Origin of the sequence: Cupriavidus sp. 2TAF22 (assembly GCF_052115045.1) — a bacterium.
In the GTDB taxonomy this organism is placed as follows: Bacteria; Pseudomonadota; Gammaproteobacteria; order Burkholderiales; family Burkholderiaceae; genus Cupriavidus.
In genome coordinates, this window is sequence record NZ_JBFRFX010000001.1 from 136,636 (window position 1) to 159,207 (window position 22,572).

Genomic DNA, 22,572 nt, shown 5'->3' on the forward strand with positions numbered 1-22,572 from the left:
GGTGGCGCGGATACGGGGTGGATACGCAGCAAAGCGCGGCAAAGTGATTCACGAGCCTGGCCGGCCGGTGTGCCGGGCAGCGATGATTTACAGTGTATATTTACGTTGTAAATTATCAAGGCATTTTTTGCCGGGGGTGTTTCTTCCCCTCCGCGGACACTGCCCGCCGCCCATGCCATTGTTCGCCCTGTGGGACAATGGCTCCGGCGCCGGCAGGTGCGCGACGAGGCGACAGGAACGACGCATGAAGACGATCGAATGGAAGGACTGGGAGATTTTCTGCCGGGTGGTGGAGGGTGCCGGCTTCACCCGGGGCGCAGAACTGGCCGACGTGCCGAAATCCTCCGCCAGTGCCGCCGTGGCGCGGCTCGAAGTGCAGCTCGGCGTACGCCTGTTCGAGCGCACCACGCGCCGCGTGCGCGTGACCGAGCGCGGCCAGCAGCTCTACGACCGCGTCGCGCCGCTCTTCTCCGAGTTGCGCGAGATCAGCGCCGAGGCCGCATCCGTCAGCGAACAGGTCAGTGGCACGCTGCGCATCTCCACGCCCTACGAAGTGGGCTCGCTGCACCTGTCGCCCGTCATCACGCGGCTGTTGCGCCTGCATCCCGAGCTGCGCGTGGAAGTGGACGTGACCTGGGACCAGCCTGATCTCGTCGAGCGCGGCTACGACCTGGCCTTCGTCATGACCGATACCGGCCTGCACGACAGCTCGTTCGCCAGCAAGCGCGTGGTGCTGATCGAACGGGGCTTCTTTGCGTCGCCCTCGCTGATCCGCGCGCGTGGCCTGCCCCGCACGCCGCAGGACCTGGTCTGCTGGCCCATACTGGGCAATGCCGAAGACCGCCGCTGGGAGTTCCTGCGTGACGGCAGCGAGGTCGCGAGCCTGCCGGTGGAGCCGCGCATGCGCACGCAGAGTGCGGAGCTCCGCCTCAAGGCCGCGCTGGACGGGCTGGGCGTGGCGCGCCTGTCGCCGCGTTACGTACAGGACGAGCTCGATCAGGGGCGGGTGGTGCGGGTGTTGCCCGCCTATACGACATCACCGCTGAAGGTGTTCGTGCTGATGCCGGCGCGCAAGCTGATGCCGGCCAGTGTGCGTGTGTTCCTCGATGTGCTGGAGGATACGCTGGGCCGGATCGATCCCCGGCTGTCGCCGCCCAAGGGGTGAGCCCTCAGTACGGCTGATCTCCGGCGCGGATATCGAGCCCGAGCATTTCCGCCGCGCTCGTCATCTCCTCGTCATCCTCGCCGCGGGCAATCCATCCGGCATAGGCATCCCCATCGGTATTCCAGTTCCACAGCGTGATGCCCGCCATCCGCAATTGCTCGGTCGCCAGCTCCATCAGTTCGGGAACGGTGGCCTTCTCGAGGAAGTCCTCGTCCTCCGGATCCTCGACGCCCCAGTCGATCTCGATGTCCAGCCGTGCGCACAGTTCGTCCAGGCAACTGATAAAGGACGCGCAATCCTTCCAGTCGACATAGAAGCCGGATTCCCAGTCGATCACGTCCTTGAGCAGCCACAGCAGTTCCTGGCCTGCGATCTCGTCCGCGTCGTCGGCGTTGGCGAGCGCCTCGTCGAACAGCTTTTGCTGTTTCTCGGCCATGGCCGCGTCGCCGAGGTTGATCAGTTCGATCAGGCGCCAGAGTGTCTCGCGCGCTTCGTCAGTCAGTCCATCGCTCATCGCATCTACCTCCTTTGCTGCGGTCTTGGTGTGGTCGGAAGAATCATTGGCCCGGTGGCTCGCCGGGGCTCAGCCGGCGATGCGCCAGATCTCGCGCTGGCCCAGCGGTGTCACGCGCAGGGCGCGCGAGGCCGACGTGGGTTCGATCCACCGCTGGTCCATCAGGCTTTGCAGCAGCGCGGCGCCGAGCGCGCCGCCGAGATGGGGCTTGCGCTCGCTCCAGTCGGGGCAGGTGCAGGCGAACTGGCGGCGCTTGCGCCTGGCCATCTCCAGGTCGATGCCAAGTTGCGCCATGCCTTGCGTTCCGCTCGCGGTGAGCTCCACCGCATTGCCGGCCACCGCGATCCAGCTGGCGCGCGCCATGCGCTCGAACAGGGCGACGGCAAGCTCGCCGGCCAGGTGGTCGTAGCAGGTGCGGGCCTGGCGCAGCGCCGCCGGCGCGGTACGCGACGTGGGCACTGCGCGCGCGCGCGTCGGACGGCTGGCCAGCGACGCGCTGGCCAGCGCTTCGATGGCCACGCCGATCTCCGGCGTGGCGAGGCGATAGTAGCGATTGCGCCCGCGCGTCTGCACCGCCAGCAGGCCTCCTTCGCTCAGGCGCGCGAGGTGACCGCTGGTGGACGAAGCCGAGAGGCCGGCAATGGCGGCAAGTTCGCCCGCGGGCCGCGCGCTGCCGTCCATCAGGGCCCACAGCATGGCGGCGCGCCCCGGGTCCGCCAGCAGGCCGGCGAGCTGGCTGATGCTGGGAGCGTATTCCATAGTTCATCCTGCAGTGAAACGACGATCGTAGTATAGGTCGGATTGAGGGTGAGCTGAGCTGCTACTTCTGCGATGAGTAAGCTGGGAATGGCCAGGGCGGAAGTACGAGGTGGCCATCGCCTTCGGCGCACTTCGTCCTGTCTCCGACCTGTCACGCTCGAGTTGACCTGTACCGCAGCGCTACGCCCGTTCGAGAGGGACTGCCTTGACACCCGGATCAGCCACTCGGCCATCGTGTCGGCCAGGCGCAAACACCCACGGCATTGTCGCTTCCGACGCAACTCTGAGTCGAGGCGCGGGCCGTTATTCATTTGCATCGACCGGCCTAGAGTGAGCACGTTCTGGACTACTTCAAATGAGCCAACTCTATGTCTTCTTTGTTCGATCCGTACGATCTTGGACCGTTTCGCCTCAAGAACCGTGTTGTCATGGCACCAATGGAGCGCTCGCGCGCGCGCAACGCGGACTGGGCGCCGCAGCTCGACACGGCCCGCTATTTTGCGCAGCGCGCGGGCGCCGGTCTCATTGTCACTGGCAGCATCTCCATCAGCGAATGGGCTCGCACCTGGGCGTTCGAGCCCGGCCTGTACACCCCGGCCCAGATCAAAGCCTGGCGCCATGTAACCGGAGCGGTTCATGATCATGGCGGGGTGATCTTCGGGCAGATCAGGCATGGTGGCCGCGCAAGTCACGTTTCACATCAGCCGAATCGCCAGCGCACAGTCAGCTCCACCGACACTGGGGCGACGAAAGCGATTTCGATGGCGTTCGACGAAAATGGCCAACCGGCCTTTCTGTTGCAAGGCAGGCCTCGCGCGTTGCGCACTGAGGAGGTGTCCCAGATCGTCGGCGAGTTTGCCCAGGCCTCGCGCAATGCTCGCGAAGGTGGATTCGACGGCATCGAGATCCACGGTGCCAACGGTTATCTTCATGATCAGTTCATCAATGGAGCGCTTAACACCCGCGACGACCGGTACGGCGGCTCGATCGGGAATCGTCTTCGCTTCACGCTTGAGACGGTCGATGCGGTCGTCAACGCCATCGGTGGCGAGCGTACTGGCATCCGCCTGTCGCCCTTTGGCCGCTACAACGAAATGCCGGCTTTCGATGACGAGGCCGAGACGTACCTGACGCTTGCGTCCGAGCTTTCGGCGCGCGGCATCGCCTATGTGCACATCAGCGACCAGACCCGATGGGCCGACGACGTCGCCATTCCCGAACATTTTCTACGGGCGTTCCGCGGCGCCTTTCGGGGACCCGTGATCCTCGCCGGCGGCTATCTGCGGGATAGTGGACAGGCAGCTGTCGATTCGGGAGAGGCTGATCTGATTGCGATCGGAAAGCCCTTCATCGCGAATCCCGACCTGATCAAGCGCCTGCGCAACGGCTGGCCGCTCAATGAATGGGATGAGGATACGTTCTATACGGCGGGAGCCCGGGGCTACACGGACTACGGGGTCTACGAGTAGGACCACGTCGTATCTCCCGCCCTGAAGTTCCTTCCCGCAATCTGGTGAACGCGGCGAGCAGACAGGGATTCGCCGTTGTCCGACCGCTGGAGCGTGGCGTGGCTCGTCAACTTCGGTCACACGAGGTAAGCGGCTTATCGCCCGGGCGCCGCTACCGGAAATTGACGCGCGCGGTCGAGCAGGGCATCGACGATAACGCGAACCTTCGCCGGCAACGCGGGTGTCCGGGCCCACAACAGGTTGATTGGCACCTCGCTGCCCGACATCCTGTCGAGCACGGTGACAAGATGGCCGCTTCTGATGTCATCCTGTGCCATCCATAGCGGGAGCTGACCGAGCCCATGTCCCGACTTGATCGCCGCCAGCACCATCTCGAAGTCGCACACCCTATGCTTGATCGGTACGGTATGCGGAACGACTGAGCCGTCAGGCTGTTTGAGCAACCAGGCCATGCGACGCGGGGAATTCCAGCTGGCAATGCAATCGTGACGGGCAAGGTCGGCCGCATGCTGGGGCGCGCCACGCGCAGCGACATACGCCGGCGATCCACAAATGACTATTTGTTGCACGCCCAGCCTTCGAGCGACCAGATCGGTAGAGTCGCCTGGTTCGCCAATACGCACTGCGAGATCGATGCCCTCATCGATCAGATCGACCAGCCGGTCGGTGAAACTGACGTTGAGTTGCAAGGCAGGACATCGGGCCGCCACCTCGAGCAAGACCGGCATCACGTATAGCCGGCCGAACGCGGTCGGGAGGTCGATTCGAACCTGACCTGCCGGGCTGTTCTGCGCGACCTTCAGAATGTCCTCGCCTCGTTGTAGTTCATCCAGCGCGGCCGCGCAATGTTCTAGCCACGCTTCGCCATGGGACGTCAGCGTAAGACGACGCGTCGTGCGGTGAAGTAACTTCGCATCAAGTCGTGCCTCAAGGCGCGAAACCGCGCGAGCGACTGCGGACTTCGTCAGGCCAAGCTCGTCGGCCGCAGAAGTAAAGGAACCCAGTCGCGCTACCGCCACGAACTCTGCGATGCCATCGAACTGCAGGCTGGTAGGAAAATCAGAAGGCATATATCGTGTCCAAGCCGACGGTGCTTTCGAGCTTCGTATGTTCGGGCAGCAACGGCAGCGTCCGAAGACGTTTCGTAGCCGCAGGCAGTTGAAGTAACAAAGCGTGTGAGGCGAAGCTCGCTCACGACGCTGCGCCGCGATTCTTCAGCGCTCAGAGGCCTTGAGATGGTGAAGTCGTGTTCGCTCCAATGTTACACAATGAGTTCGGGGGCAGGCTCGCTAATCAGCGCATTGCCAGTGAGCGGTTGAAGCCCCAACCCATCTGATACATCCTTGGACCGAATCCTGAAGGTCGGTTTCGAGACGTAAGCGATCATCGGTCTCCTACCCTGTCGCTCGAATCTTGATCATGCGAGGAGTCTCTCGAGGCTCGAAGGTCGAAACTGTCCGACGACGGACTCAGCCAACCCAGTGGTCCGTCGGCGTTTTCGATCCATTCGACAAGTTCGACCCGACAAATCTCCATGTTTTTTTCTCCTCCCAAGGATGCTTGATTTGCCGGAGCGGAAACGGTTGGCGCGCGATTCCGGTTACGGCTGCGTACCAGAGCGGCTTAGTACTTTGTTTCTGGATTCACCTTCTGGCGGGTCTTCTCGTGTGATAGCGACCCCGTGCGGCCAGACTACGACGTCGTCATAGGCGTAGAGGCGGCAATTGGTGAAGCGCATTTCCCGGCAGCGTGCCATGGCTTTGTCGATGGCGTTCGAGTTGTTGGTCCAGAAGGCATAGTGTCCGCCATCGGCCAGCACGAATGCTTTAGGTGCCTTGCGTTCACGATAGGTTGCGTAGCCTTTGCGTGCGCGCATATAGGGCACGGCATCGACATTGGCAGCGTCAGCATAGCCGGTGGCCGCGGGAAGAGAGGCTTCGACGTGCGCTAGTCCACCACCCGTTGTCGGAATGCTGACAATCGAGTTTTCACCCATGCGTACCAGGATGACTTCAGGGTAGTCATAAGCCGCGCCCGAGGCGGTGTCCACGGCGACGCCAATCGCGCCACCTCCACCGAATAGTATGTTCCCGAAGGCCATGGCTTTTGTCGTCGACTTCACTGTGGCCAGGCCCGGCTCTTGCCCGTCCTTGTCGCACCGCACGTTGATATCGCCATAGGCTCTATTGATGGTGACCGTGCCCGGAGTGGTGACGTAGTAAGTCCCCTTGCTATTGGTCAGCTTGCATTTCGCACCGGCATGCGGCTGATCATTGTCACGGGTTTCCACGGAAACCACCTGGTTGGTGCCGCTTACGATGGACGCGCAGCCTGCAAAAAGGCTGCTCGCATAAACAAGAGCGATGGTGATGGCTCGCATGTTTTCCCTGAAATTTTGTTTTTTTAATTTAGATTGATTCGCAATATACCCGCGGAGAATTACAGCATTGATTCCCGGCAACGAATACCCCCCGGATTTCGTAATGTATCTGGCAAAAGACAGGCAGATTAGACGTGAATGTTTGGGGTTTAAAGAGGCTGCTCGGCGGAGCGATTCCATCAAGCTGTTGCGTTGACCGGTTGAATCCGCAACCCACAACGGCATTTCAACATTCGCGTTAGCGGACGGCCACGGCGGCCCGTGCGGGTTCCACCGGTCTGGCGGCGGTGAAGCGGGCAAAAAAACCTGGCGACAATGCGAGCGATCCGGCTCGTAAGCCGCGTGACTATGGAAATGCGAAACAAGCAGTTGGCCGTGCGCGGCATCGTTTTTATACTCAGCACTCACCGGCATTGAGTGCTGATTGCAAACATCGCGGTGTCACCGCGGTGTGCTCATCTGCCGATTCGATTCGATCCGATTCGACCTGTTACCACTCCCTGCATTTCATTTCCCTGGAGCCAGCATGAGCCTTCGTCCCCTGCACGATCGTGTCCTCGTCAAACGGTCCGACAACGAGACCCGCACCGCATCCGGCATCGTGATTCCTGACAGTGCCGCCGAGAAGCCCGACCAGGGCGAAGTCGTCGCCGTCGGCCCCGGCCGCCGCAACGAGGCCGGCGAACGCATCACGCCGGACCTGCGCCTGGGCGATCGCGTGCTGTTCGGCAAGTACGCCGGCCAGGGCGTCAAGGTGGACGGAGAGGAACTGCTGGTGCTGCGCGAGGAAGACGTCGTCGCCGTGGTCGAGCGCTGAAGTACCGCGACACGAACAATCAAGATCAACCAGACAAAGACACAGGACCAATAGCAATGGCAGCAAAAGACGTAGTGTTCAGCGACGTGGCACGGGCCAAGGTGGTGGAGGGCGTCAACATCCTTGCCAACGCAGTGAAGGTGACGTTGGGCCCAAAGGGCCGCAACGTGGTACTGGAGCGCAGCTTTGGCAGCCCCACGGTGACCAAGGACGGCGTGTCCGTGGCCAAGGAAATCGAGTTGCAGGACAGACTGCAGAACGTGGGTGCGCAACTGGTCAAGGAAGTGGCCTCGCGCACTAGCGACAACGCCGGCGATGGCACTACCACCGCCACCGTGCTGGCCCAGGCCATCGTGCGCGAAGGCGTCAAGTATGTGGCGGCGGGGCTGAACCCGCAGGACCTGAAGCGCGGCATCGACAAGGCGGTGGCGGTGGCCATCGAGGAGCTGCGCCGCATCAGCAAGCCCACCACCACCAGCCGCGAGATCGCCCAGGTGGGCACCATCTCGGCCAACGGCGAGAGCGCCATCGGCGAGCGCATCGCCGAAGCCATCGACCGTGTAGGCAAGGAAGGCGTGATCACCGTGGAAGACGGGAAGTCGCTGGCCGACGAGCTGGAAGTGGTGGAGGGCATGCAGTTCGACCGCGGCTACCTGTCGCCATACTTCATCAACAACCCGGAGAAGCAGGTAGTGGTGCTGGAGCAGCCCTTCTTGCTGCTGGTGGACAAGAAGATCTCCAGCATCCGCGACCTGCTGCCGGTGCTGGAGCAGGTGGCCAAGGCCGGCCGCCCGCTGCTGATCATCGCCGAGGACGTGGAAGGCGAGGCGCTGGCCACGCTGGTGGTCAATAACATCCGCGGCATCCTGAAGGCTGCCGCAGTCAAGGCGCCGGGCTTCGGCGACCGCCGCAAGGCGCTGCTGGAGGACATCGCCATCCTCACCAACGGGCAGGTGGTGGCCGAGGAAGTGGGCCTGTCGCTGGAGAAGGTCTCGCTGGAGCAGCTGGGCCAGGCCGCGCGCGTGGAGATCGGCAAGGAGAACACGACCATCATCGACGGTGCAGGTGATGCCGATCAGATCCAGGCGCGCGTCAAGCGCATCCGCACCCAGATCGACGAAGCCACCTCCGACTACGACCGCGAGAAGCTGCAGGAGCGAGTGGCCAAGCTTGCCGGCGGCGTGGCCGTGCTCAAGGTGGGCGGTGCCACCGAGGTCGAGGTCAGGGAAAAGAAGGCCCGTGTGGAAGACGCGCTGCATGCCACCCGCGCCGCGGTTGAGGAAGGCATCGTCGCCGGCGGCGGCGTGGCGCTGATCCGCGCGCGCCAGGCGGTCAAGGACGTGACCGGCGCGAATCCCGACCAGCAGGCCGGCATCAAGATCGTGCTGCGTGCGCTGGAGGAGCCGCTGCGGCAGATCGTCACCAACGCTGGCGAAGAGGCGAGCGTGGTGGTGGCGCGCGTGGCCGAGGGGGCAGGCAACTTCGGCTACAACGCGGCCACCGGCGAATACGGCGATCTGGTGGAAGGCGGCGTGGTCGATCCGACCAAGGTAACCCGCACCGCGCTGCAGAATGCGGCCTCGGTGGCCGGCCTGATCCTGACCACGGATGCGGCGGTGATCGAGCTGCCCAAGGCGGATGCCGCACCGGCGCTGCCGGGCGGGCTGGACTTCTAAGCCCGGCTCGGGGCATGAACGACAAAGGCCGCCAGCAATGCTGGCGGCCTTTGTCGTTCATGCCGGCTTCCTGGGAGGAGCCTTCGACGCCTAGGCGCCCGGTTGTTCCACGAACGCAAAGCGGCCCTCGGCCACCAGGTGCGACAGCGGATGGCGTTGGGTGGGCTGCTCGCGCGCCTGCAATGCTTCAGGCAGCTGCGACTTGTCGCCCTGCTTGCCGATGGCGATCACAGCCTCGATGGCATAGTCGTGCGGCACCGCCAGTGCCTCGCGCAACCGCGCCTTGTCGAAGCCGCCGATGCCATGTGCGTGCCAGCCCGACAGCGTTACCTGGAAGGCCAGGCTGGCCCAGGCCGCGCCGGCGTCGAAGGAATGCGTGGCGATGTCCTGCGGCTCGGTCTTGCCCGGCGGGATCCACACCTTGCGCGACAGAATGGCCACCAGCGCCGACGCGCTCCGTGCCCAGCCTTGGTTGTACTCCGAAAGCGCGTCGAAAATCGGCTGCCAGGCCGGTGTATCGCGCCGCCCGTAGACGAAGCGCCACGGCTGGGCGTTGTAGCCGGACGGCGCCCAACGCGCCGCCTCGAAGAAGCGCAGCAGCGTGGCGGGTTCGATCGCCTCGCCGGTGAAGGCGCGCGGCGACCAGCGCTGCAGGAAAAGCGGATGGATATCGTGCTCGGTGCTGCGGGGCTGCGACATGAGGGTTCCTGGTGATGGATGCGGACAGTATTGGCTCAAGATGCCGGCGGGTGGTGAGCCGTGGCTGGAATCGGAGAGCGCTCCAGGGCTGATTCCAGCATGACTTTCTACGGCTTTCCTACGAGTATTTGCGCAGGTTCTTACTCGGATAGCTGTGTGCACCAGGACCGGCGGATGGCATGCGCCGGGCTCGGGCTCTCACGCCAACGCTGATTCCTGAGCTCGCCTCATTGCCCCGGCGCCCGGCCCGGGGTCGCGCATATCCATATCCGAAACCCTTTCTTGTGGTCGTCAGCGTGATCCAGCAAGATGCCCGCCTCCCTTTCACTTGCTTCGGCGCGTGGTCCGCATGAATTCCGTCTTCCGCTTCTCGTCCTTTGCCCGAATCGTCGCCGCCTTGCTTTGCCTGTCCGCGGGCGTCGCGCATGCGGATGCCACGCTCGACAAGATCAGGCAGCGCGGCAAGCTCGTGGCGGGCGTGGTCCTCTCCGGCCCGCCCTTCGGCACCATCGACCCGGCCACGCAAAAGCACGTGGGCTATAACGTGGAGTTGTCCGAGGGTGTGGCCAGGGGCCTTGGCGTCACGCTGGAAACCATCCAGGTGCAGCCCTCGAACCGCGTGCAGTTCCTGCAGCAGGGCAAGGTCGATATCCTGATCGCCAATATGCAATGGACGCAGGAGCGCAGCGAGATCCTGTCCTTCGTGCCCACGCCATTCGAGGAGGTCGGTGGCGCCGCTATCGCCAGGAAGGGTAGCGGCATCGCCAGGTGGGAAGACGCCAAAGGCAAGCCGGTATGCGTTTCGCAGGGCAGCAACTTCACCAAGCCGCTGGCCGAGCAGTACGGCGCGCAGATCAGGGCCTTCCGCGGCCAGCCCGAGTCGCTGCTGGCGCTCAGGGGCGGCAATTGCGTGGCGGCGGTGCATGTGAGCCCGACGCTGCGCGACCTGGTGGAGAACAACGCCGACTGGAAGGACTACGAGATCGTTTCGCCGCGCGACCTGATCCCGTCCCCATCGGTGATCTGGGTGCGCAAGGGTGAGACCGATACCCAGGCCGTGATCGACCGCATCGTGCAGGACTGGCATCGCACCGGCTGGCTGATCGGCGTAGAGAAGAAGAACGGCATGACGCCCACGCCGCTGCTGCGCCAACTGCACGAGAAGTTTCGCAAGACGCCCGCCTGAGGCGACGCACGCATGGCAGGGAATCGCTACAGGGGACGGGCCGGACAATGGTTAGCCGAAAGCCGAAAGCCGATAGCCCGGTTCCGCGTCCTGTGGTGCCTCCTGTTCTGTCGAACAGCAAAGACCGTTGCCATCCGCGATTTCAAAGCCAATCGCGGGCATCCTGAAAAGCCGCTCTGCCGCAAATGCATGAACGCGCAGGCGCGGCCGGGATGTCTCCTCCACTTCGCTGGATGCGCCGAAAGACATATGCATATCCAGACTTGTTATTTCCCGCGTAACTGGCCAGACAGTAAGCTTTGACGCTCACTCACCGGCCGAGGCAGTCCTGCCTTGCCGCGTTGCCCCGGTTTCAAATTCTACTCGTCGCGGGACGAGCCAGTTTCCATGACATCCAGCGCCTCAAAGCCATTCGACGTGCGGACTGCCGCGCCGCCAGCCGCGAAGGAGAAAGCCCGCGGCCGCGAGCGCAGGCTCGGCAATGCCGGGTTCCTGGCGATCTCGTGGGCCACGCCCGTACTGGTCCTGGTCGTATGGGAATTCCTGTCCCGCGCGGGCTATATCGAACCGCAGGTGCTGCCGGCGCCCAGCAGCGTCGCACGGACGGCATGGGAAATGATCCGTGACGGATCGCTGTTCGTTCACCTCGCATACAGCCTGGCACGGGCGGCGACCGGCTTTGCCATCGGTGGCGCGATTGGCTTTGGCCTGGGCATCCTGGTGGGCTTCTCCCGCCTGGCGGAGGCCGTCCTGGACCGCTCGGTGCAGATGGTGCGGGCGATCCCGTTCCTTGCCCTGCTTCCGTTGGTCATCGTCTGGTTCGGCGTGGAGGAGAGCGGCAAGATCTTCCTCGTCTCGCTGGCCGTGCTATTCCCGATCTATATCAACACGGTGCTGGGCATCCGGCAGGTGGACCCGAAGCTGCTGGAGGTTGGCAAAGTGACGGGCCTGAGCCTGGGCGAGCAGATCTCGAAGATCGTGCTGCCGGGTGCCATGCCGTCCATCCTGACCGGCGTGCGCTATGCGCTCGCCGTGTCGTGGCTGGCGCTGGTCATCGCCGAGACGATCGCCACGACGAAAGGCATCGGCTTCCTCGCCATGGATGCCCGCGAGTTCCTGCAGACCAATGTCATCGTACTCACCCTCCTGATTTACGCCGCCATCGGCGTGCTCGCGGATAGCCTGGCGCGCCTGCTGGAACGCCGCTTGCTGTCCTGGCATCCCAACTACGACGCAAAGGGTTCACGCTGATGTCCGCGCAAACAGCAACCCGCCAGCGCGGCGAAGCGGCGGTCGTCGTCCGTGGATTGCGCCGTCAGTATGGCGAACATGTGGTGGTGGACGATCTCGACCTGCAGATCGACGCCGGCGAATTCGTCGCGCTGCTCGGTGAAAGCGGCTGCGGCAAGACCACGCTGCTGCGCGCGCTGGCTGGTCTGGACCCCATCGACGCCGGCCACGTGGACGGCCCCGCGCAGCCTGCCGTGGTCTTCCAGGAGCATCGGCTGATGCCGTGGTTCCCGCTATGGCGCAATGTCGCGCTGGGCATCCCGGACGACAAGGGCAGGCCGCTCGCCGAGGCGGCTCTGCGCGAGGTTGGCCTCGGCGGGCGTGAAAACGACCTGCCCAGACGACTCTCCGGCGGGCAGGCGCAGCGTGTGGCATTGGCTCGCGCGCTGGTGCGCGAGCCCCGCTTGCTGTTGCTGGACGAGCCGTTCGCCGCGCTCGATGCGCTGACTCGCATCAAGATGCATGTGCTGGTGAAGGAGCTCGTGGCACGTCACCAGCCTGGCGTGCTGCTGGTGACACACGATGTGGACGAGGCCATTGCCATTTCCGACCGCATCCTGGTCATGCGCAAGGGACGCATCGCCGCGTCCTACGGCGTCGGCGCCGACGCCGGGCAGGAAAGGGGCACGCTGCGGGCCCGCCTGCTGCGGGAACTGGGCGTCGATGCCCGGCCCCGGCCAGCCAGCTGAGATCCAGTCTTCCCGTCCCGGCCATGCGCGCCGGTTCTGCCATTCCTTGTGAGGTTCCGATGACACAGCATTCCCCGTTTTCTCCCGCCCGCCGCAAACTGGTCCAGGCCGGCCTGGCGCTCGGCGCCGGCCTGGGGCTGCCGCAAGGCGTCCTGGCCGAGGGTACCCGCAATACCGACAAGGTGCGGGTGGGTTGGGGGCCCGGCGGCTTGCCGCTGATCGCGCGCGAACGCGGCGAATTCGAGAAGAACCTGGCGGCCAAGGGCATCAAGGTGGAATGGGTCGGCCCCTTCCCCAATCACGCGCCGTCGCTGCAGGCGGTGGTGGGCGGCAGTGCCGACTTCGGCTTCTGGGGCAGCACGACGCCAGCGCTGGCGGCGATCATCGCCGGCTCGCCGCTGGTGTTCGCGCAGTTCAATGTCTATAGCCCGCGCAGCACCGCGATCATCGTCAAGAAGACCTCGGGCATCAACTCGGTCAAGGACCTGGCCGGCAGGAAGGTGGCGGTGAACCGCTCCGGCCTGGGAGAGTTCCTGCTGGTGGCGGCGCTGGAAAAGCATGGCGTCGACCGCGCGAAGGTGGAGTTCGTCTACCTGAATCCGCCGGACGCGGCACCCGCCTTCGGGCAGGGCAAGGTCGATGCCTGGTCCATGTGGACGCCCGGCGTGGACATCGCGCGCAGCCAGTACGACGCCAAGGACATCTTTTTCGAAGGCACCGACCTGGACTTCCTGATCGACTATTCCTCGCTGGTCACGCAGCGGCGCTTCGCGGTGGAGAACTCCGCCCTGGTGCGCGCCGTCATCGACGCCTATCGCATCGAGGGAACGTGGTCGGACCAGCATGCTGCCGAGGCCGAGGCCTTCGCCCAGAAGGCAGGCAAATACAGTAATGCCGTGCGTGACCACCTGATCGGTTATCGCCGCCAGAACAAGTTCTACGAGGCCGACGACAAGGCCTTCCTCGGCCAGTTCCAGCGGGCCGCGGACTGGCTGGCCGAGCGCCGCATCCTGCCGAAGCGGGTCAACGTGGCCGAGTACTCCGTGAGAGTGTGAGCCGGGTTTCCTGTCCGGGCGCTTCCGGCGCCCGGGCGCTGTCACGCCATTCCGATACTGCCGCGCCATGGCTGGGGTATCGCAGCAATATGCCGCGATACGCAGCCTCCGTCCCACCGCAAGGACCTTTTCATGTCATCCGCACCTCCCGTTCGCCTGGGCGTCAACGTGCTCGCCTCCGGCCGCCATGACGCCGCCTGGAAGACGCTGCCAGATCCGGCCCGCCTGTCCACCGATATCGACAGCTTCGTCGAGATTGCCCGGATCGCCGAGCGCGGCAAGATCGACGCGCTGTTTCTCGCGGACGGGCCGGGCGGGCTGGTGCCGGAGGCCTTTCACCGGCCGTGGCGCGCGCTCGATCCGCTGGCGCTGCATGCCGCGCTGAGCCAGGCCACCCGGCACATCGGCCTGGTGGTGACGGCATCCAGTCTCTTCGGCCATCCGTATATCGTGGCGCGCCAGATTGCCACGCTCGACCACATCAGCAAAGGGCGCTCCGCCTGGAACATCATCACCAGCCAGGTGCCGGTGGCGCTGGCCGCCTACGGGCTCGACAAGGGCTTCGAGCAGGAGGCGCGCTACCAGCGCGCAACCGAATTCGCGGAGATCGTGGTCCAGTTGTGGGACTCCTTGCCGCAGCACGCCGTGGTGGCCGATGCGCGCAGCCATGTCTACGTGGATCCGGCACGACTGAGGCCGATCCGCTACCGGGGCGAGCATTTCCGCAGCGAGGGCACGCTGTCCACCCCGGCCACCCCGCAGGGCCGCCCCGTCATCTTCCAGGCAGGGCAGTCAGATGACAGCAAGGCCTTCGGCGCGCGCTTCGCCGATGCGCTCTTCACCGGGCAGCGCCGCATCGAAAAGGGGCGGACGTTCTACGCCGACGTGAAGTCCCTGGCGCGCAGCTACGGGCGCAATCCGGACCACCTGCTGGTGATGCCCGGCCTGTTCCCCATCCTGGGCGGCACCGAGGCCGAGGCGCACAGGCGCAAGCGGGAACTGGACGAGCAACTCGATCTCGCATTCTTGCGCGAGGAACTGGCGCACCACCTGGCGCTCGATCCGGACGATCTGCCGCTGGACGAAAAGCTGCCCTTTGACAAGATCGAGCAGGCGGAAAGCCGGGTGCCCGTGGCCTCGCGATGGCATCGGCGGGAAATCCTCAGCGAGGCGCGCGCGAACGACTGGACCGTGCGCCAGACGCTGGTCAGCAATATCACCGGCGGACACCGGATCATCGCAGGCACGCCGGAGCAGGTTGCCGCCGACATCCTGCACTGGGTCGACAGCCGCGCCGCGGACGGTTTCAACCTGAACATCGACGTACAGACGGGCGGTCTCGAAGATGTGGTGGACCACCTGATCCCCGTGTTGCAGAAGGCGGGGCGCTTCCGCACCGAGTACACGGGAACGACACTGCGTGACCACCTGGGACTGCCGGCGTATGCGGACCCGCGCGATCCGGGCGTCGCCGCGCAGGCCGCCAGCCGCGAAGGAGTGACCGATCATGTCTGAGGTTGCATCGGTCGACCTGATCGCGTGGAGCGACGTGACACGGCGGCTCGGCTACGAAGACCTGTTCCGGGAGCTGGCGGCGGGTGCTGCCGAGCGCGACGTGGCGCACCGGCTCCCCTTCGCCGAAACGGCCGCCCTCAAGGCACGCGGCTTCGGCGCCGTGCGGTTGCCGCGTGCCGAGCGCGGGCAGGGCATCACGCTGCCGGAGTTGTTCCTGCTGGCACGCGATCTCGCCACGGCGGACTCCAACATCGCCCACGTGTTCCGCAATCACTTCTTCGCGGTCGAGCAGCACCTGAAGACCAGGGACGGCGCCTTCTCGCGGCATGTTCTGGAATTGGCGGGACAGGGCAAGACCTTCGGCGTCGCTTTCAACGAACTGACCGGCGAGCCGGCCGGCTCCCTCGGCCAGGTGCCGGCCACCCGGCTCGTGCCGGTGCCCGGCGAGCCCGGGTGGCGCATATCGGGCAGGAAAATCTACTCGACCGGCAACCTGTACGCCGACTACCTGTTCTCCACGGCAATCGAGCCGGCCACCGGGCGCACCAAGCAGTTTTTCATCGCATCTTCTGCGTCCGGCGTGAAGCTCGACGACGACTGGGACGGATTCGGGCAACGGCTCACAGGCTCGGGCACCACGGTGTTCGACAACGTGTACGTGAACGAGGCGGACCTGCACGATCTGCCTGCCCGCGCGAATGACGGCCGGCCCGTGCTGTATGGCTTCACCTTCCACCAGGTGTACCTGACCACCGCCATCACCGGCATCGTCAGCAGGATACTGGCGGATGCCGTTGCCCTGGTGCGCGCGCGGCACCGCAACTACTATCACGCGCTGGCGCAGCGGCCGGGTGACGAACCGGAAATCCAGGCGACGATCGGCCGCATCGCGGCCTACCGCAGCGCCCTGCACGCCGTCACCGACCGCGCCGTGCAAGCGCTGGACCTTGCCTGGCGGGAGTCCCATGGCCCGGACGCGCATCGCTTGTCGCTGGCCGCCACGGTGGCGGCTTCCGAGGCCAAGGTGGTCACCGACGAGGTGGCCGCCAATCTGGCCAGCCTGCTGATCGACGTGTCCAGCGGCAGCGGGGTTTCCACCCAGGCAGCGCTCGACCGGCACTGGCGCAACATCAAGGTCATTGCCTCGCACAACCCGCGCCTCTACAAGGAGCGGGTGCTGGGCGACCATTACCTGAACGGCACGTTGCTGCCAACCGGCGCGTTCTTCTAGATGGTCCCGGTGGACATGCGAGAGCAGGCATGGATACCGGTTGCGTTTCAACGCAGATGTCCGGCCCCGGGGGGCCGCCACCCGTACAAGCAGAGGAAACCACCATGAGCGCAGATGAACGCCTTGCAAGATTCGTCGCCGGACCCCGAACCGCCAGCAAGCCCGCGGCGCACTACCAGAACGCCACGGCATGGGGCAACCTGCTGTTTCTTTCCGGCAAATCCGCCGCGCCTGTAGACAGCAAGGCGCCGCGCGGGAAGCTCGGGCGGGAATTCTCCGTCGAAGAGGGAAAGCACTTCGCACATCTCGCCGCGATCGAACTCTTGCTCGTCCTCAAGGACGAACTCGGATCGTTGGACAAGGTTGCGCAGGTGCTCGAACTGCAGGGATTCGTCAATGCCACCGAGGATTTCGAAGAGCATGCCCTGGTGCTCGATGGTGCCTCCGATACCCTCGTCGAAGTGCTCGGCGATGTCGGCATCCACGCGAGGTCCGTGCTCGGCGCCAGTTCGCTGCGCGGCAACAACCCCGTGATCCTGCGGGCAGTGGTGGGCGTGAGGCCCTGACGGCAGGCTTGCCGGTGAAGGCCTGGCGCAGGCCGCAGACCAAGCCGTTTGCAACGGGGATTCCCGCCGGGCGGCGGAGCCGCAGCCCGGCCACCCTGCCGCGAAGATGGTAGCAAGCAAGATCGAAAAGCTTCGTTGCCCGCGCTTCCACGCGGTTGCAATATCCAGGACTGCTCTGTCTCACGGGGCGCCTTGCCGGTGCTGCTCGTATCCTCCATGTCTATCAAGAAATCTCGCTTGCGCGCCGTCTGCATACTGTTTTCCCTCGCCCTGGGCGGCACCTTCGGCGCGCACGCATTGGCCCAGCCGGGCGGCGCGGATCCGGCGGTCCCGGCGGGAACGAAGCTGGTTGTAGCGGACCAGAACGAAGCCCTCCAGACGCTGCTGCGCAGCGCCGGCGAGCAGGCTAGGGTGGGCGCCAGCATCACCTATGCCAACTTCCTCGGTGGCCCCGCGATCCTGGAGGCCTTCCGCGCAGGCGCCCTCGACCTGGCAGTGGTTGGCAATACGCCGCCGATTCAGGCCCATGCCGCAGGCGAGACGCTGCCGGTTGTCGCAGCCAGGAAGAATTCGGCGCCGGACTACCAGTTCGCCGTGCGGCCAGGGTTGACGATCAACACGCTCAAGGAACTGAAAGGCAAGAAGATCGCCTATGCCGAAGGAACCGGCCGCCAGCCTTTCGTGCTGGCCGCGCTGAAGCTGGCGGGCCTGTCCCGGCGCGATGTCAGGCTGGTGCCGCTGCGCGCGGGCGAGTTCCCCACCGCGATCCACAGCGGGCAGGTCGATGTGGCGGCCCTGAATGAGCCGCACTTCAGCCGCTACCTGCGCGACTACGCGGACCAGAAGGCCAGCACGATACCCGCGGCCGAGCATGCCGCGCTGCCCACCGGCACGGCCTACCTGTATGCCAGCCCGAAGGCGCTCAAGGACCCGGCCAAGGCCGCCGCGATCCGCCAGTTCGTGAAGGGCTGGATCCGGGCCAGCGACTGGGCCGTCAAGCATCCGCAGCAATGGGTGCAGGCCTACTACGTGAAGAACCAGGGCCTGAAGCCGGAGGACGGATTCGCCATCGTCAGGTCGGAGGGGAAAGTCTACTATCCGCTGCTGTCGGCGCTGATCCCGTCACAGCAGCAACTGGTTGACCTGATACACGATGCCGGCGACATACCGAAGCGCCTGGACGCCCGCGAGGAGTTCGACCTTGGTTTCGATCCCGTGATCAAGGCTGCCGTCGATTCGCTGCCGCCGGCAGCCAACTAGGAGGACGGCATGAACCAGCAGGCTTCCACTGCAGGCAAGGGCGCTGGCGCCTGGCTACGCGCCGCGGCTTCGGGCCAGCGGCCTTCCGCGCGCGGCGCCGGACCCCGGCCGGCCTTGCTGCCGCGCAAGCTCGGTGCCTGGGGCTTGCTGTTCGGGCCGGCGGTCGTGCTGCTTGCCTGGGAGCTGGCCTCGCGGCTCGGATATCTTCCGCCCAAGCTGCTGGCTGCGCCGTCGAGCGCCGTCGTCACCGGCCTGGACCTGGCGCTCGACGGGACCCTCGGCCCGCATCTGTGGGCCTCGGCCCAGCGCGCCTACATCGGTTTGTTCTGGGGCGTGCTGATTGGGGTCACGCTCGCGCTTGCGGCTGGCCTGAGCCGTTGGGGAGAGGCGTCGATCGACAGCCTGGTGCAGATCAAGCGTGCGATTCCCACGCTTGCGTTGATTCCGCTGGCGATCCTGTGGCTGGGCAACGGCGAGTCGATGAAGATCGTCCTGATCGCCACCAGCGTGCTGGTGCCGGTCTATATCAATACCCATGCCGGGCTGCGCAGCATCGACATGCGCTACGTCGAACTGGCACAGAGCCTGGGGCTGTCGCGGGCCGAGTTCGTCCGCCGGGTGGCGCTACCCGGGGCGCTGCCCGGCTTCTTCACCGGTCTGCGGCTCGCGGTGACAACTTGCTGGACGGCGCTGGTGGTGCTGGAGCAGATCAATACCACGGAGGGCATCGGCTATCTGATGAACCGCGCCCGTGACTACGGCCAGACCGATGTCATCGTCGTCGGCCTGTGCATCTACGCCCTGCTGGGGCTGGGCTCGGATGCCCTGGTGCGTGCCTGCGAGCGCAAGGCGCTGTCCTATCGGAAGGTGATCGGGTCATGAGCGTCGCCATCGAAGCGCGCGCCCTCAGCCGGCGCTTCGGCCAGCGCACGGTGCTGGACAACCTCTCCTTTAGCATCGCCCCCGGCGAGTTCGTCGCGCTGATAGGCAAGAGCGGTTCCGGCAAGAGCACCTTGCTCAGGGCCTTGGCGGAACTCGATGCCGACGCGGGCCGCAGTGGGGAGCTCTCCGTGCCGCAGAGCCGATCGGTGCTGTTCCAGGATTCGCGTCTGTTGCCGTGGGAGAGCGTGCTCGGCAACGTGAAGCTTGGCCTGCACCAGGCAGATGCGGAGGCCAGCGCGAAGGCGGCGCTTGCCATGGTCGGGCTGGCCGGCCGCGAGCAGGCCTGGCCCAATGCGCTCTCCGGTGGCGAGCAGCAACGGGTTGCGCTGGCGCGATCCCTGGTGCGCCGGCCGGCCCTTCTGCTGGCCGACGAGCCCTTTGGCGCCCTCGATGCGCTGACCCGTCTCAGGATGCAGGGCCTGCTGCACGATGTGGTCCGCAAGCACCGGCCAGCGGTCTTGCTGGTCACGCATGACGTGGAGGAGGCGTTGGTGCTGGCCGACCGCGTCATGGTCATGGATGCGGGGCGCATTGTGCTCGACCGGCCAGTCGGGCTGTCCCACCCGCGCAGAAGGTGCGGAGCGGGCTTTGATCAGCTACGCGACCAGTTGCTTTCCGCCCTCGGCATGGACACCTGCGTGTAGGCGCCTCGTTCCACCTCCCCGATCCATCGACCCCTTGACCCCATGGCGAAGAAGCAACTCCACCTGAATCTGTTCGTCCACGGCCGCGGCCACCACGAGGCGGGCTGGCGCCATGCGCGCGCCACGCGCCTGCCGCTGACCGATATCGGCTACTACGAGGCGCTCGCCCGCACGGCGGAGGCAGGCTGCTTCGACTCCGTGTTCCTTGCCGATGCGCTGGCACTGGGGGAGGGCATCCGGCACGTCGCCGGCGCCGGGCTGGAGCCGATCACCGCGGTAGCGGCGCTGGCACGGGCCACCAGCCGGATCGGCTTTATCGCCACTGCCTCCACCACTTACTCAGAGCCTTTCAACCTGGCTCGCCAGTTCGCTTCGCTCGACCACATCACGAACGGCCGCGTGGGCTGGAATATCGTAACGTCGTGGGTCCAGGGCGCCAACCAGAACTTCGGGCTGGACCAGCAGCCGCCGCATGCGGAGCGTTACGCGCGTGCCCACGACTTCCTGGAGGCGGCCACCAAGCTATGGGACAGCTGGGCCGACGATGCCATTGTCGATGATGCGCAAACGGGGCGCTTTGCCGACCCCGGCCGTATCAGGCCGATCGGGCATGCCGGCGCGTTCTACAAGGTGGCCGGCCCGCTCAATATCCCCCGGGGGCCGCAAGGTCGCCCCGTGCTCGTCCAGGCAGGCTCGTCCCCCGCGGGGAAGGCGTTTGCGGCACGCTATGCGGAGGCGGTCTTCACCGCGCATCTGGACAAGGAAACCGCCGTGGCCTTCTACGACGAGCTGAAAGCCGGGGCCGAGAAGAGCGGCAGGCGCGCCGACCAGATCGTGGTCCTGCCCGGCATCAGTCCGGTGATCGGTTCGAGCGATGAAGAGGCGCAGCGCAACTGGCGCGAGCTCAATGCGCTGACCGATCCCGAGGTCGGCCGTGCCAGGTTGTCCAACCGTTTCGGCGGGTTCGACTTCTCGCACCTGGATCTCGACACGCCGCTGTCGCCCGATGATTTTCCCGATCCCGCCACGGTGCAGGCGGCACAGAGCCGGGCCGTGGTGATCACCGGCCTGGTCTCCCGCGAGCGCCCGACGCTGCGCGAACTGCTGCACAAGCTTGCCGGCGCGCGCGGGCACTTCGCCCTGGCAGGCTCTCCCGAGCGCATCGCCGACACTATCGAGGATTGGTTTGTCAGTGGCGCCGCCGACGGCTTCAACGTGATGCCGCCGGTGCTGCCCGCACACCTCGACGATTTCGTCGAGCACGTGGTGCCGCTGCTGCAGCGCAAGGGCCTGTTCCGCCGTGACTACGAGACCCATACGCTGCGGGCGCACTACGGGCTGGATCGCCCGTGAGTACGCCGGCGCGCCGTGTCCTGGCAGCGGGGGGGCGGAAGGCGCCGGAAGCCGCCAGGCCGCCAAGCCGCTAGCCGTCAGCCGTTAGCCGCTAACGCACCGAGAGTCCTCACCGGAGAACAACCATGAGCCACCCCCTGCACGAGCGCCTGCAGCCCTATCCCACCGAGAAACTTGTGGCGCTGGCGGCGCAGACGCCGTTGCGCACCAAGCTGGAGCCCATCAGTTTCAGCTGGGGCGAGCCGCAACATCCCACGCCGCGCTTTATCGTGGAGGCGCTTGGCGAGCACGCCGCGGGCATTGGCCAGTATCCAAAAGTGGCCGGCAGCGATGCGCTGCGCGAAGCCATTGCCGCGTGGATCGCACGCCGACACGGCGTGACCGACCTGGACGCGGCACGCGAGATCGTGCCGGTCAATGGCTCCAAGGATGCGTTGTTCAGCGTGGCGCAGGTGGTGCTGCGGGCCAATCTTCCACTACAGGGTACGCCAGTGGTGCTGGTCAGCAACCCCGGCTACCAGGTCTATGAAGGTGCCGCGCTGCTGGCCGGGGCGGAGCCGTATTACCTGGACATCGACCCCGCGCGCGGGCTGGCCGCAGCCTTCGACGCGGTGCCGCCCGACATCTGGCCGCGCGTGCGGCTGGCCTACCTGTGCTCGCCCGACAACCCGTCGGGGCGCGTGTACTCGCTGTCCGATTGGGCGCATGTCCTGGAACTGGCCGAGCGCCACGGCTTCCATATCGTGGCGGACGAGTGCTACTCGGAGCTCTACTTCGACGAGGATGCGCCGCCGCTGGGCGTGCTGGCCGCCGCACGCGCGCTGGGCCGCGACCGCCAGCGCATCCTGGCCGTGGCCAGCCTTTCCAAGCGTTCCAACGCGCCCGGCCTGCGCTCCGGGTTTGTCGCCGGCGACGCGGAGGTGCTGGCGCGGCTGCGCCAGTACCGCAGCTATTCCGGCGGGGTACTGAGTCCGGCCGTGCAGGGCGCCAGCATCGCGGCTTGGCAGGACGAGGCGCATGTGGTGGAGAACCGGCGCCTGTACCGCGAGAAATTTGCCTTCGCCATCCCGCGCCTGCAGCAGGTGGCGAGCCTGCACACGCCGCAGGCGGGCTTCTTTGTCTGGCTGGACATCCGTGCCAGCGGGCTGGATGACGTGGCGTTCACGCGCGAATTGCTGGCCGAACAGAACCTTGCCGTGGTCCCAGGCACCTACCTGGCGCGCACGGTGCGCGGCCATAACCCTGGCGCGGGCCACATCCGCATTGCGTTGGTGGCCAGCCCGGAGGAATGCGCGCAGGGCGTGGAACGGCTGATCCGCTTTGTCCGCGCGCTGCAGCCGGCGACCGTGGCGGCCTAGTCTG

General features: G+C 65.7%; 22 protein-coding genes. 16 read left to right on the top strand and 6 right to left on the bottom strand.

The genetic code is table 11. From position 1 onward, the window contains the following. Positions 1 to 244: 244 nt before the first annotated feature. A complete protein-coding gene (locus tag AB4Z48_RS00555) occupies positions 245 to 1,165 on the top strand; it encodes a LysR family transcriptional regulator (protein WP_441611872.1) in 921 nt (306 codons plus the stop codon). Between the two features lie 4 nt (positions 1,166 to 1,169). On the opposite strand, the gene AB4Z48_RS00560 is transcribed toward AB4Z48_RS00555, so the two are convergent. Together AB4Z48_RS00560 and AB4Z48_RS00565 are read right to left on the bottom strand one after the other, a co-directional pair. Beyond that, positions 1,170 to 1,679 (bottom strand): DUF6630 family protein, encoded by a 510-nt coding sequence (locus AB4Z48_RS00560; protein WP_441611873.1) that lies wholly within the window; start codon positions 1,677 to 1,679, stop codon positions 1,170 to 1,172. A gap of 69 nt (positions 1,680 to 1,748) precedes the next feature. Beyond that, complete coding sequence (locus AB4Z48_RS00565; RefSeq protein WP_441611874.1) at positions 1,749 to 2,438, bottom strand: ArsR/SmtB family transcription factor; 690 nt, start codon at positions 2,436 to 2,438, stop codon at positions 1,749 to 1,751. Positions 2,439 to 2,806: 368 nt separating this feature from the next. Here AB4Z48_RS00565 and AB4Z48_RS00570 point away from each other — a divergent pair, with 368 nt between their 5' ends. Further along, positions 2,807 to 3,907, top strand: a complete 1,101-nt coding sequence (locus AB4Z48_RS00570) for an alkene reductase (RefSeq protein WP_441611875.1) — start codon at positions 2,807 to 2,809, stop codon at positions 3,905 to 3,907. 134 nt (positions 3,908 to 4,041) lie between these two features. Here the strand turns inward: AB4Z48_RS00570 and AB4Z48_RS00575 are convergent, their stop codons facing one another. Beyond that, on the bottom strand, positions 4,042 to 4,977 hold the full coding sequence (locus AB4Z48_RS00575; protein ID WP_441611876.1) for a LysR family transcriptional regulator: 936 nt from the start codon (positions 4,975 to 4,977) through the stop codon (positions 4,042 to 4,044). A 530-nt stretch (positions 4,978 to 5,507) separates the two neighbouring features. After that, a complete protein-coding gene (locus AB4Z48_RS00580) occupies positions 5,508 to 6,701 on the bottom strand; it encodes a hypothetical protein (RefSeq protein ID WP_441611877.1) in 1,194 nt (397 codons plus the stop codon). A 112-nt stretch (positions 6,702 to 6,813) separates the two neighbouring features. Between AB4Z48_RS00580 and AB4Z48_RS00585 the strand changes: the two genes are divergently transcribed. Both AB4Z48_RS00585 and groL read left to right on the top strand, forming a co-directional pair. Further along, entirely contained in the window at positions 6,814 to 7,104 is a 291-nt protein-coding gene (locus tag AB4Z48_RS00585; protein WP_441611878.1) for a co-chaperone GroES, read from the top strand. Positions 7,105 to 7,160: 56 nt separating this feature from the next. Beyond that, positions 7,161 to 8,780: a chaperonin GroEL gene (gene groL, locus AB4Z48_RS00590; protein ID WP_441611879.1), complete on the top strand. Its 1,620-nt coding sequence runs from the start codon at positions 7,161 to 7,163 to the stop codon at positions 8,778 to 8,780. Positions 8,781 to 8,870: 90 nt separating this feature from the next. On the opposite strand, the gene AB4Z48_RS00595 is transcribed toward groL, so the two are convergent. Continuing rightward, positions 8,871 to 9,479: a nitroreductase family protein gene (locus AB4Z48_RS00595; protein ID WP_441611880.1), complete on the bottom strand. Its 609-nt coding sequence runs from the start codon at positions 9,477 to 9,479 to the stop codon at positions 8,871 to 8,873. A 349-nt stretch (positions 9,480 to 9,828) separates the two neighbouring features. Between AB4Z48_RS00595 and AB4Z48_RS00600 the strand changes: the two genes are divergently transcribed. Further along, positions 9,829 to 10,665, top strand: a complete 837-nt coding sequence (locus AB4Z48_RS00600; RefSeq protein ID WP_441611881.1) for a transporter substrate-binding domain-containing protein — start codon at positions 9,829 to 9,831, stop codon at positions 10,663 to 10,665. A 51-nt stretch (positions 10,666 to 10,716) separates the two neighbouring features. On the opposite strand, the gene AB4Z48_RS00605 is transcribed toward AB4Z48_RS00600, so the two are convergent. Continuing rightward, on the bottom strand, positions 10,717 to 10,914 hold the full coding sequence (locus tag AB4Z48_RS00605; protein WP_441611882.1) for a hypothetical protein: 198 nt from the start codon (positions 10,912 to 10,914) through the stop codon (positions 10,717 to 10,719). Between the two features lie 138 nt (positions 10,915 to 11,052). On the opposite strand from AB4Z48_RS00605, the gene AB4Z48_RS00610 reads away from it, so the two are divergent. From AB4Z48_RS00610 to dapC, 11 genes are all read left to right on the top strand, one after another. Next, the gene (locus AB4Z48_RS00610) at positions 11,053 to 11,916 is read left to right on the top strand and encodes an ABC transporter permease subunit (RefSeq protein ID WP_441611883.1); all 864 of its coding nucleotides are present in this window, start codon (positions 11,053 to 11,055) and stop codon (positions 11,914 to 11,916) included. Next, positions 11,916 to 12,644 carry an ABC transporter ATP-binding protein gene (locus tag AB4Z48_RS00615; RefSeq protein WP_441611884.1) on the top strand — a complete coding sequence of 243 codons (729 nt, stop codon included), beginning with the start codon at positions 11,916 to 11,918 and terminating at the stop codon, positions 12,642 to 12,644. Before AB4Z48_RS00610 ends, AB4Z48_RS00615 begins: the two co-directional genes overlap by 1 nt. A 59-nt stretch (positions 12,645 to 12,703) precedes the next feature. Beyond that, a complete protein-coding gene (locus AB4Z48_RS00620; RefSeq protein WP_441611885.1) occupies positions 12,704 to 13,699 on the top strand; it encodes an NrtA/SsuA/CpmA family ABC transporter substrate-binding protein in 996 nt (331 codons plus the stop codon). 132 nt (positions 13,700 to 13,831) lie between these two features. After that, entirely contained in the window at positions 13,832 to 15,214 is a 1,383-nt protein-coding gene (locus AB4Z48_RS00625) for an NtaA/DmoA family FMN-dependent monooxygenase (RefSeq protein WP_441611887.1), read from the top strand. After that, on the top strand, positions 15,207 to 16,445 hold the full coding sequence (locus tag AB4Z48_RS00630; RefSeq protein WP_441611888.1) for an acyl-CoA dehydrogenase family protein: 1,239 nt from the start codon (positions 15,207 to 15,209) through the stop codon (positions 16,443 to 16,445). Before AB4Z48_RS00625 ends, AB4Z48_RS00630 begins: the two co-directional genes overlap by 8 nt. A gap of 104 nt (positions 16,446 to 16,549) precedes the next feature. After that, the gene (locus tag AB4Z48_RS00635) at positions 16,550 to 17,011 is read left to right on the top strand and encodes a RidA family protein (RefSeq protein ID WP_441611889.1); all 462 of its coding nucleotides are present in this window, start codon (positions 16,550 to 16,552) and stop codon (positions 17,009 to 17,011) included. Between the two features lie 216 nt (positions 17,012 to 17,227). Beyond that, a complete protein-coding gene (locus AB4Z48_RS00640) occupies positions 17,228 to 18,271 on the top strand; it encodes an ABC transporter substrate-binding protein (protein WP_441611890.1) in 1,044 nt (347 codons plus the stop codon). Between the two features lie 9 nt (positions 18,272 to 18,280). Beyond that, a complete protein-coding gene (locus AB4Z48_RS00645; protein ID WP_441611891.1) occupies positions 18,281 to 19,153 on the top strand; it encodes an ABC transporter permease in 873 nt (290 codons plus the stop codon). Beyond that, complete coding sequence (locus AB4Z48_RS00650; RefSeq protein WP_441611892.1) at positions 19,150 to 19,857, top strand: ABC transporter ATP-binding protein; 708 nt, start codon at positions 19,150 to 19,152, stop codon at positions 19,855 to 19,857. The genes AB4Z48_RS00645 and AB4Z48_RS00650 overlap by 4 nt, the downstream gene beginning before the upstream one ends. 42 nt (positions 19,858 to 19,899) lie before the next feature. Further along, entirely contained in the window at positions 19,900 to 21,210 is a 1,311-nt protein-coding gene (locus AB4Z48_RS00655) for an LLM class flavin-dependent oxidoreductase (protein ID WP_441611893.1), read from the top strand. Positions 21,211 to 21,335: 125 nt separating this feature from the next. After that, a complete protein-coding gene (gene dapC / locus AB4Z48_RS00660; protein ID WP_441611894.1) occupies positions 21,336 to 22,568 on the top strand; it encodes a succinyldiaminopimelate transaminase in 1,233 nt (410 codons plus the stop codon). The last annotated feature ends 4 nt before the right edge of the window (positions 22,569 to 22,572 follow it).

Coding starts and splice junctions, on each gene's coding strand:
- AB4Z48_RS00555 (WP_441611872.1), top strand. CDS start 245: ATGAAGACGATCGAATGGAAGGACTGGGAGATTTTCTGCCGGGTGGTG.
- AB4Z48_RS00560 (WP_441611873.1), bottom strand. CDS start 1,679: ATGAGCGATGGACTGACTGACGAAGCGCGCGAGACACTCTGGCGCCTG.
- AB4Z48_RS00565 (WP_441611874.1), bottom strand. CDS start 2,438: ATGGAATACGCTCCCAGCATCAGCCAGCTCGCCGGCCTGCTGGCGGAC.
- AB4Z48_RS00570 (WP_441611875.1), top strand. CDS start 2,807: ATGTCTTCTTTGTTCGATCCGTACGATCTTGGACCGTTTCGCCTCAAG.
- AB4Z48_RS00575 (WP_441611876.1), bottom strand. CDS start 4,977: ATGCCTTCTGATTTTCCTACCAGCCTGCAGTTCGATGGCATCGCAGAG.
- AB4Z48_RS00580 (WP_441611877.1), bottom strand. CDS start 6,701: ATGCCGGTGAGTGCTGAGTATAAAAACGATGCCGCGCACGGCCAACTG.
- AB4Z48_RS00585 (WP_441611878.1), top strand. CDS start 6,814: ATGAGCCTTCGTCCCCTGCACGATCGTGTCCTCGTCAAACGGTCCGAC.
- groL (WP_441611879.1), top strand. CDS start 7,161: ATGGCAGCAAAAGACGTAGTGTTCAGCGACGTGGCACGGGCCAAGGTG.
- AB4Z48_RS00595 (WP_441611880.1), bottom strand. CDS start 9,479: ATGTCGCAGCCCCGCAGCACCGAGCACGATATCCATCCGCTTTTCCTG.
- AB4Z48_RS00600 (WP_441611881.1), top strand. CDS start 9,829: ATGAATTCCGTCTTCCGCTTCTCGTCCTTTGCCCGAATCGTCGCCGCC.
- AB4Z48_RS00605 (WP_441611882.1), bottom strand. CDS start 10,914: ATGTCTTTCGGCGCATCCAGCGAAGTGGAGGAGACATCCCGGCCGCGC.
- AB4Z48_RS00610 (WP_441611883.1), top strand. CDS start 11,053: ATGACATCCAGCGCCTCAAAGCCATTCGACGTGCGGACTGCCGCGCCG.
- AB4Z48_RS00615 (WP_441611884.1), top strand. CDS start 11,916: ATGTCCGCGCAAACAGCAACCCGCCAGCGCGGCGAAGCGGCGGTCGTC.
- AB4Z48_RS00620 (WP_441611885.1), top strand. CDS start 12,704: ATGACACAGCATTCCCCGTTTTCTCCCGCCCGCCGCAAACTGGTCCAG.
- AB4Z48_RS00625 (WP_441611887.1), top strand. CDS start 13,832: ATGTCATCCGCACCTCCCGTTCGCCTGGGCGTCAACGTGCTCGCCTCC.
- AB4Z48_RS00630 (WP_441611888.1), top strand. CDS start 15,207: ATGTCTGAGGTTGCATCGGTCGACCTGATCGCGTGGAGCGACGTGACA.
- AB4Z48_RS00635 (WP_441611889.1), top strand. CDS start 16,550: ATGAGCGCAGATGAACGCCTTGCAAGATTCGTCGCCGGACCCCGAACC.
- AB4Z48_RS00640 (WP_441611890.1), top strand. CDS start 17,228: ATGTCTATCAAGAAATCTCGCTTGCGCGCCGTCTGCATACTGTTTTCC.
- AB4Z48_RS00645 (WP_441611891.1), top strand. CDS start 18,281: ATGAACCAGCAGGCTTCCACTGCAGGCAAGGGCGCTGGCGCCTGGCTA.
- AB4Z48_RS00650 (WP_441611892.1), top strand. CDS start 19,150: ATGAGCGTCGCCATCGAAGCGCGCGCCCTCAGCCGGCGCTTCGGCCAG.
- AB4Z48_RS00655 (WP_441611893.1), top strand. CDS start 19,900: ATGGCGAAGAAGCAACTCCACCTGAATCTGTTCGTCCACGGCCGCGGC.
- dapC (WP_441611894.1), top strand. CDS start 21,336: ATGAGCCACCCCCTGCACGAGCGCCTGCAGCCCTATCCCACCGAGAAA.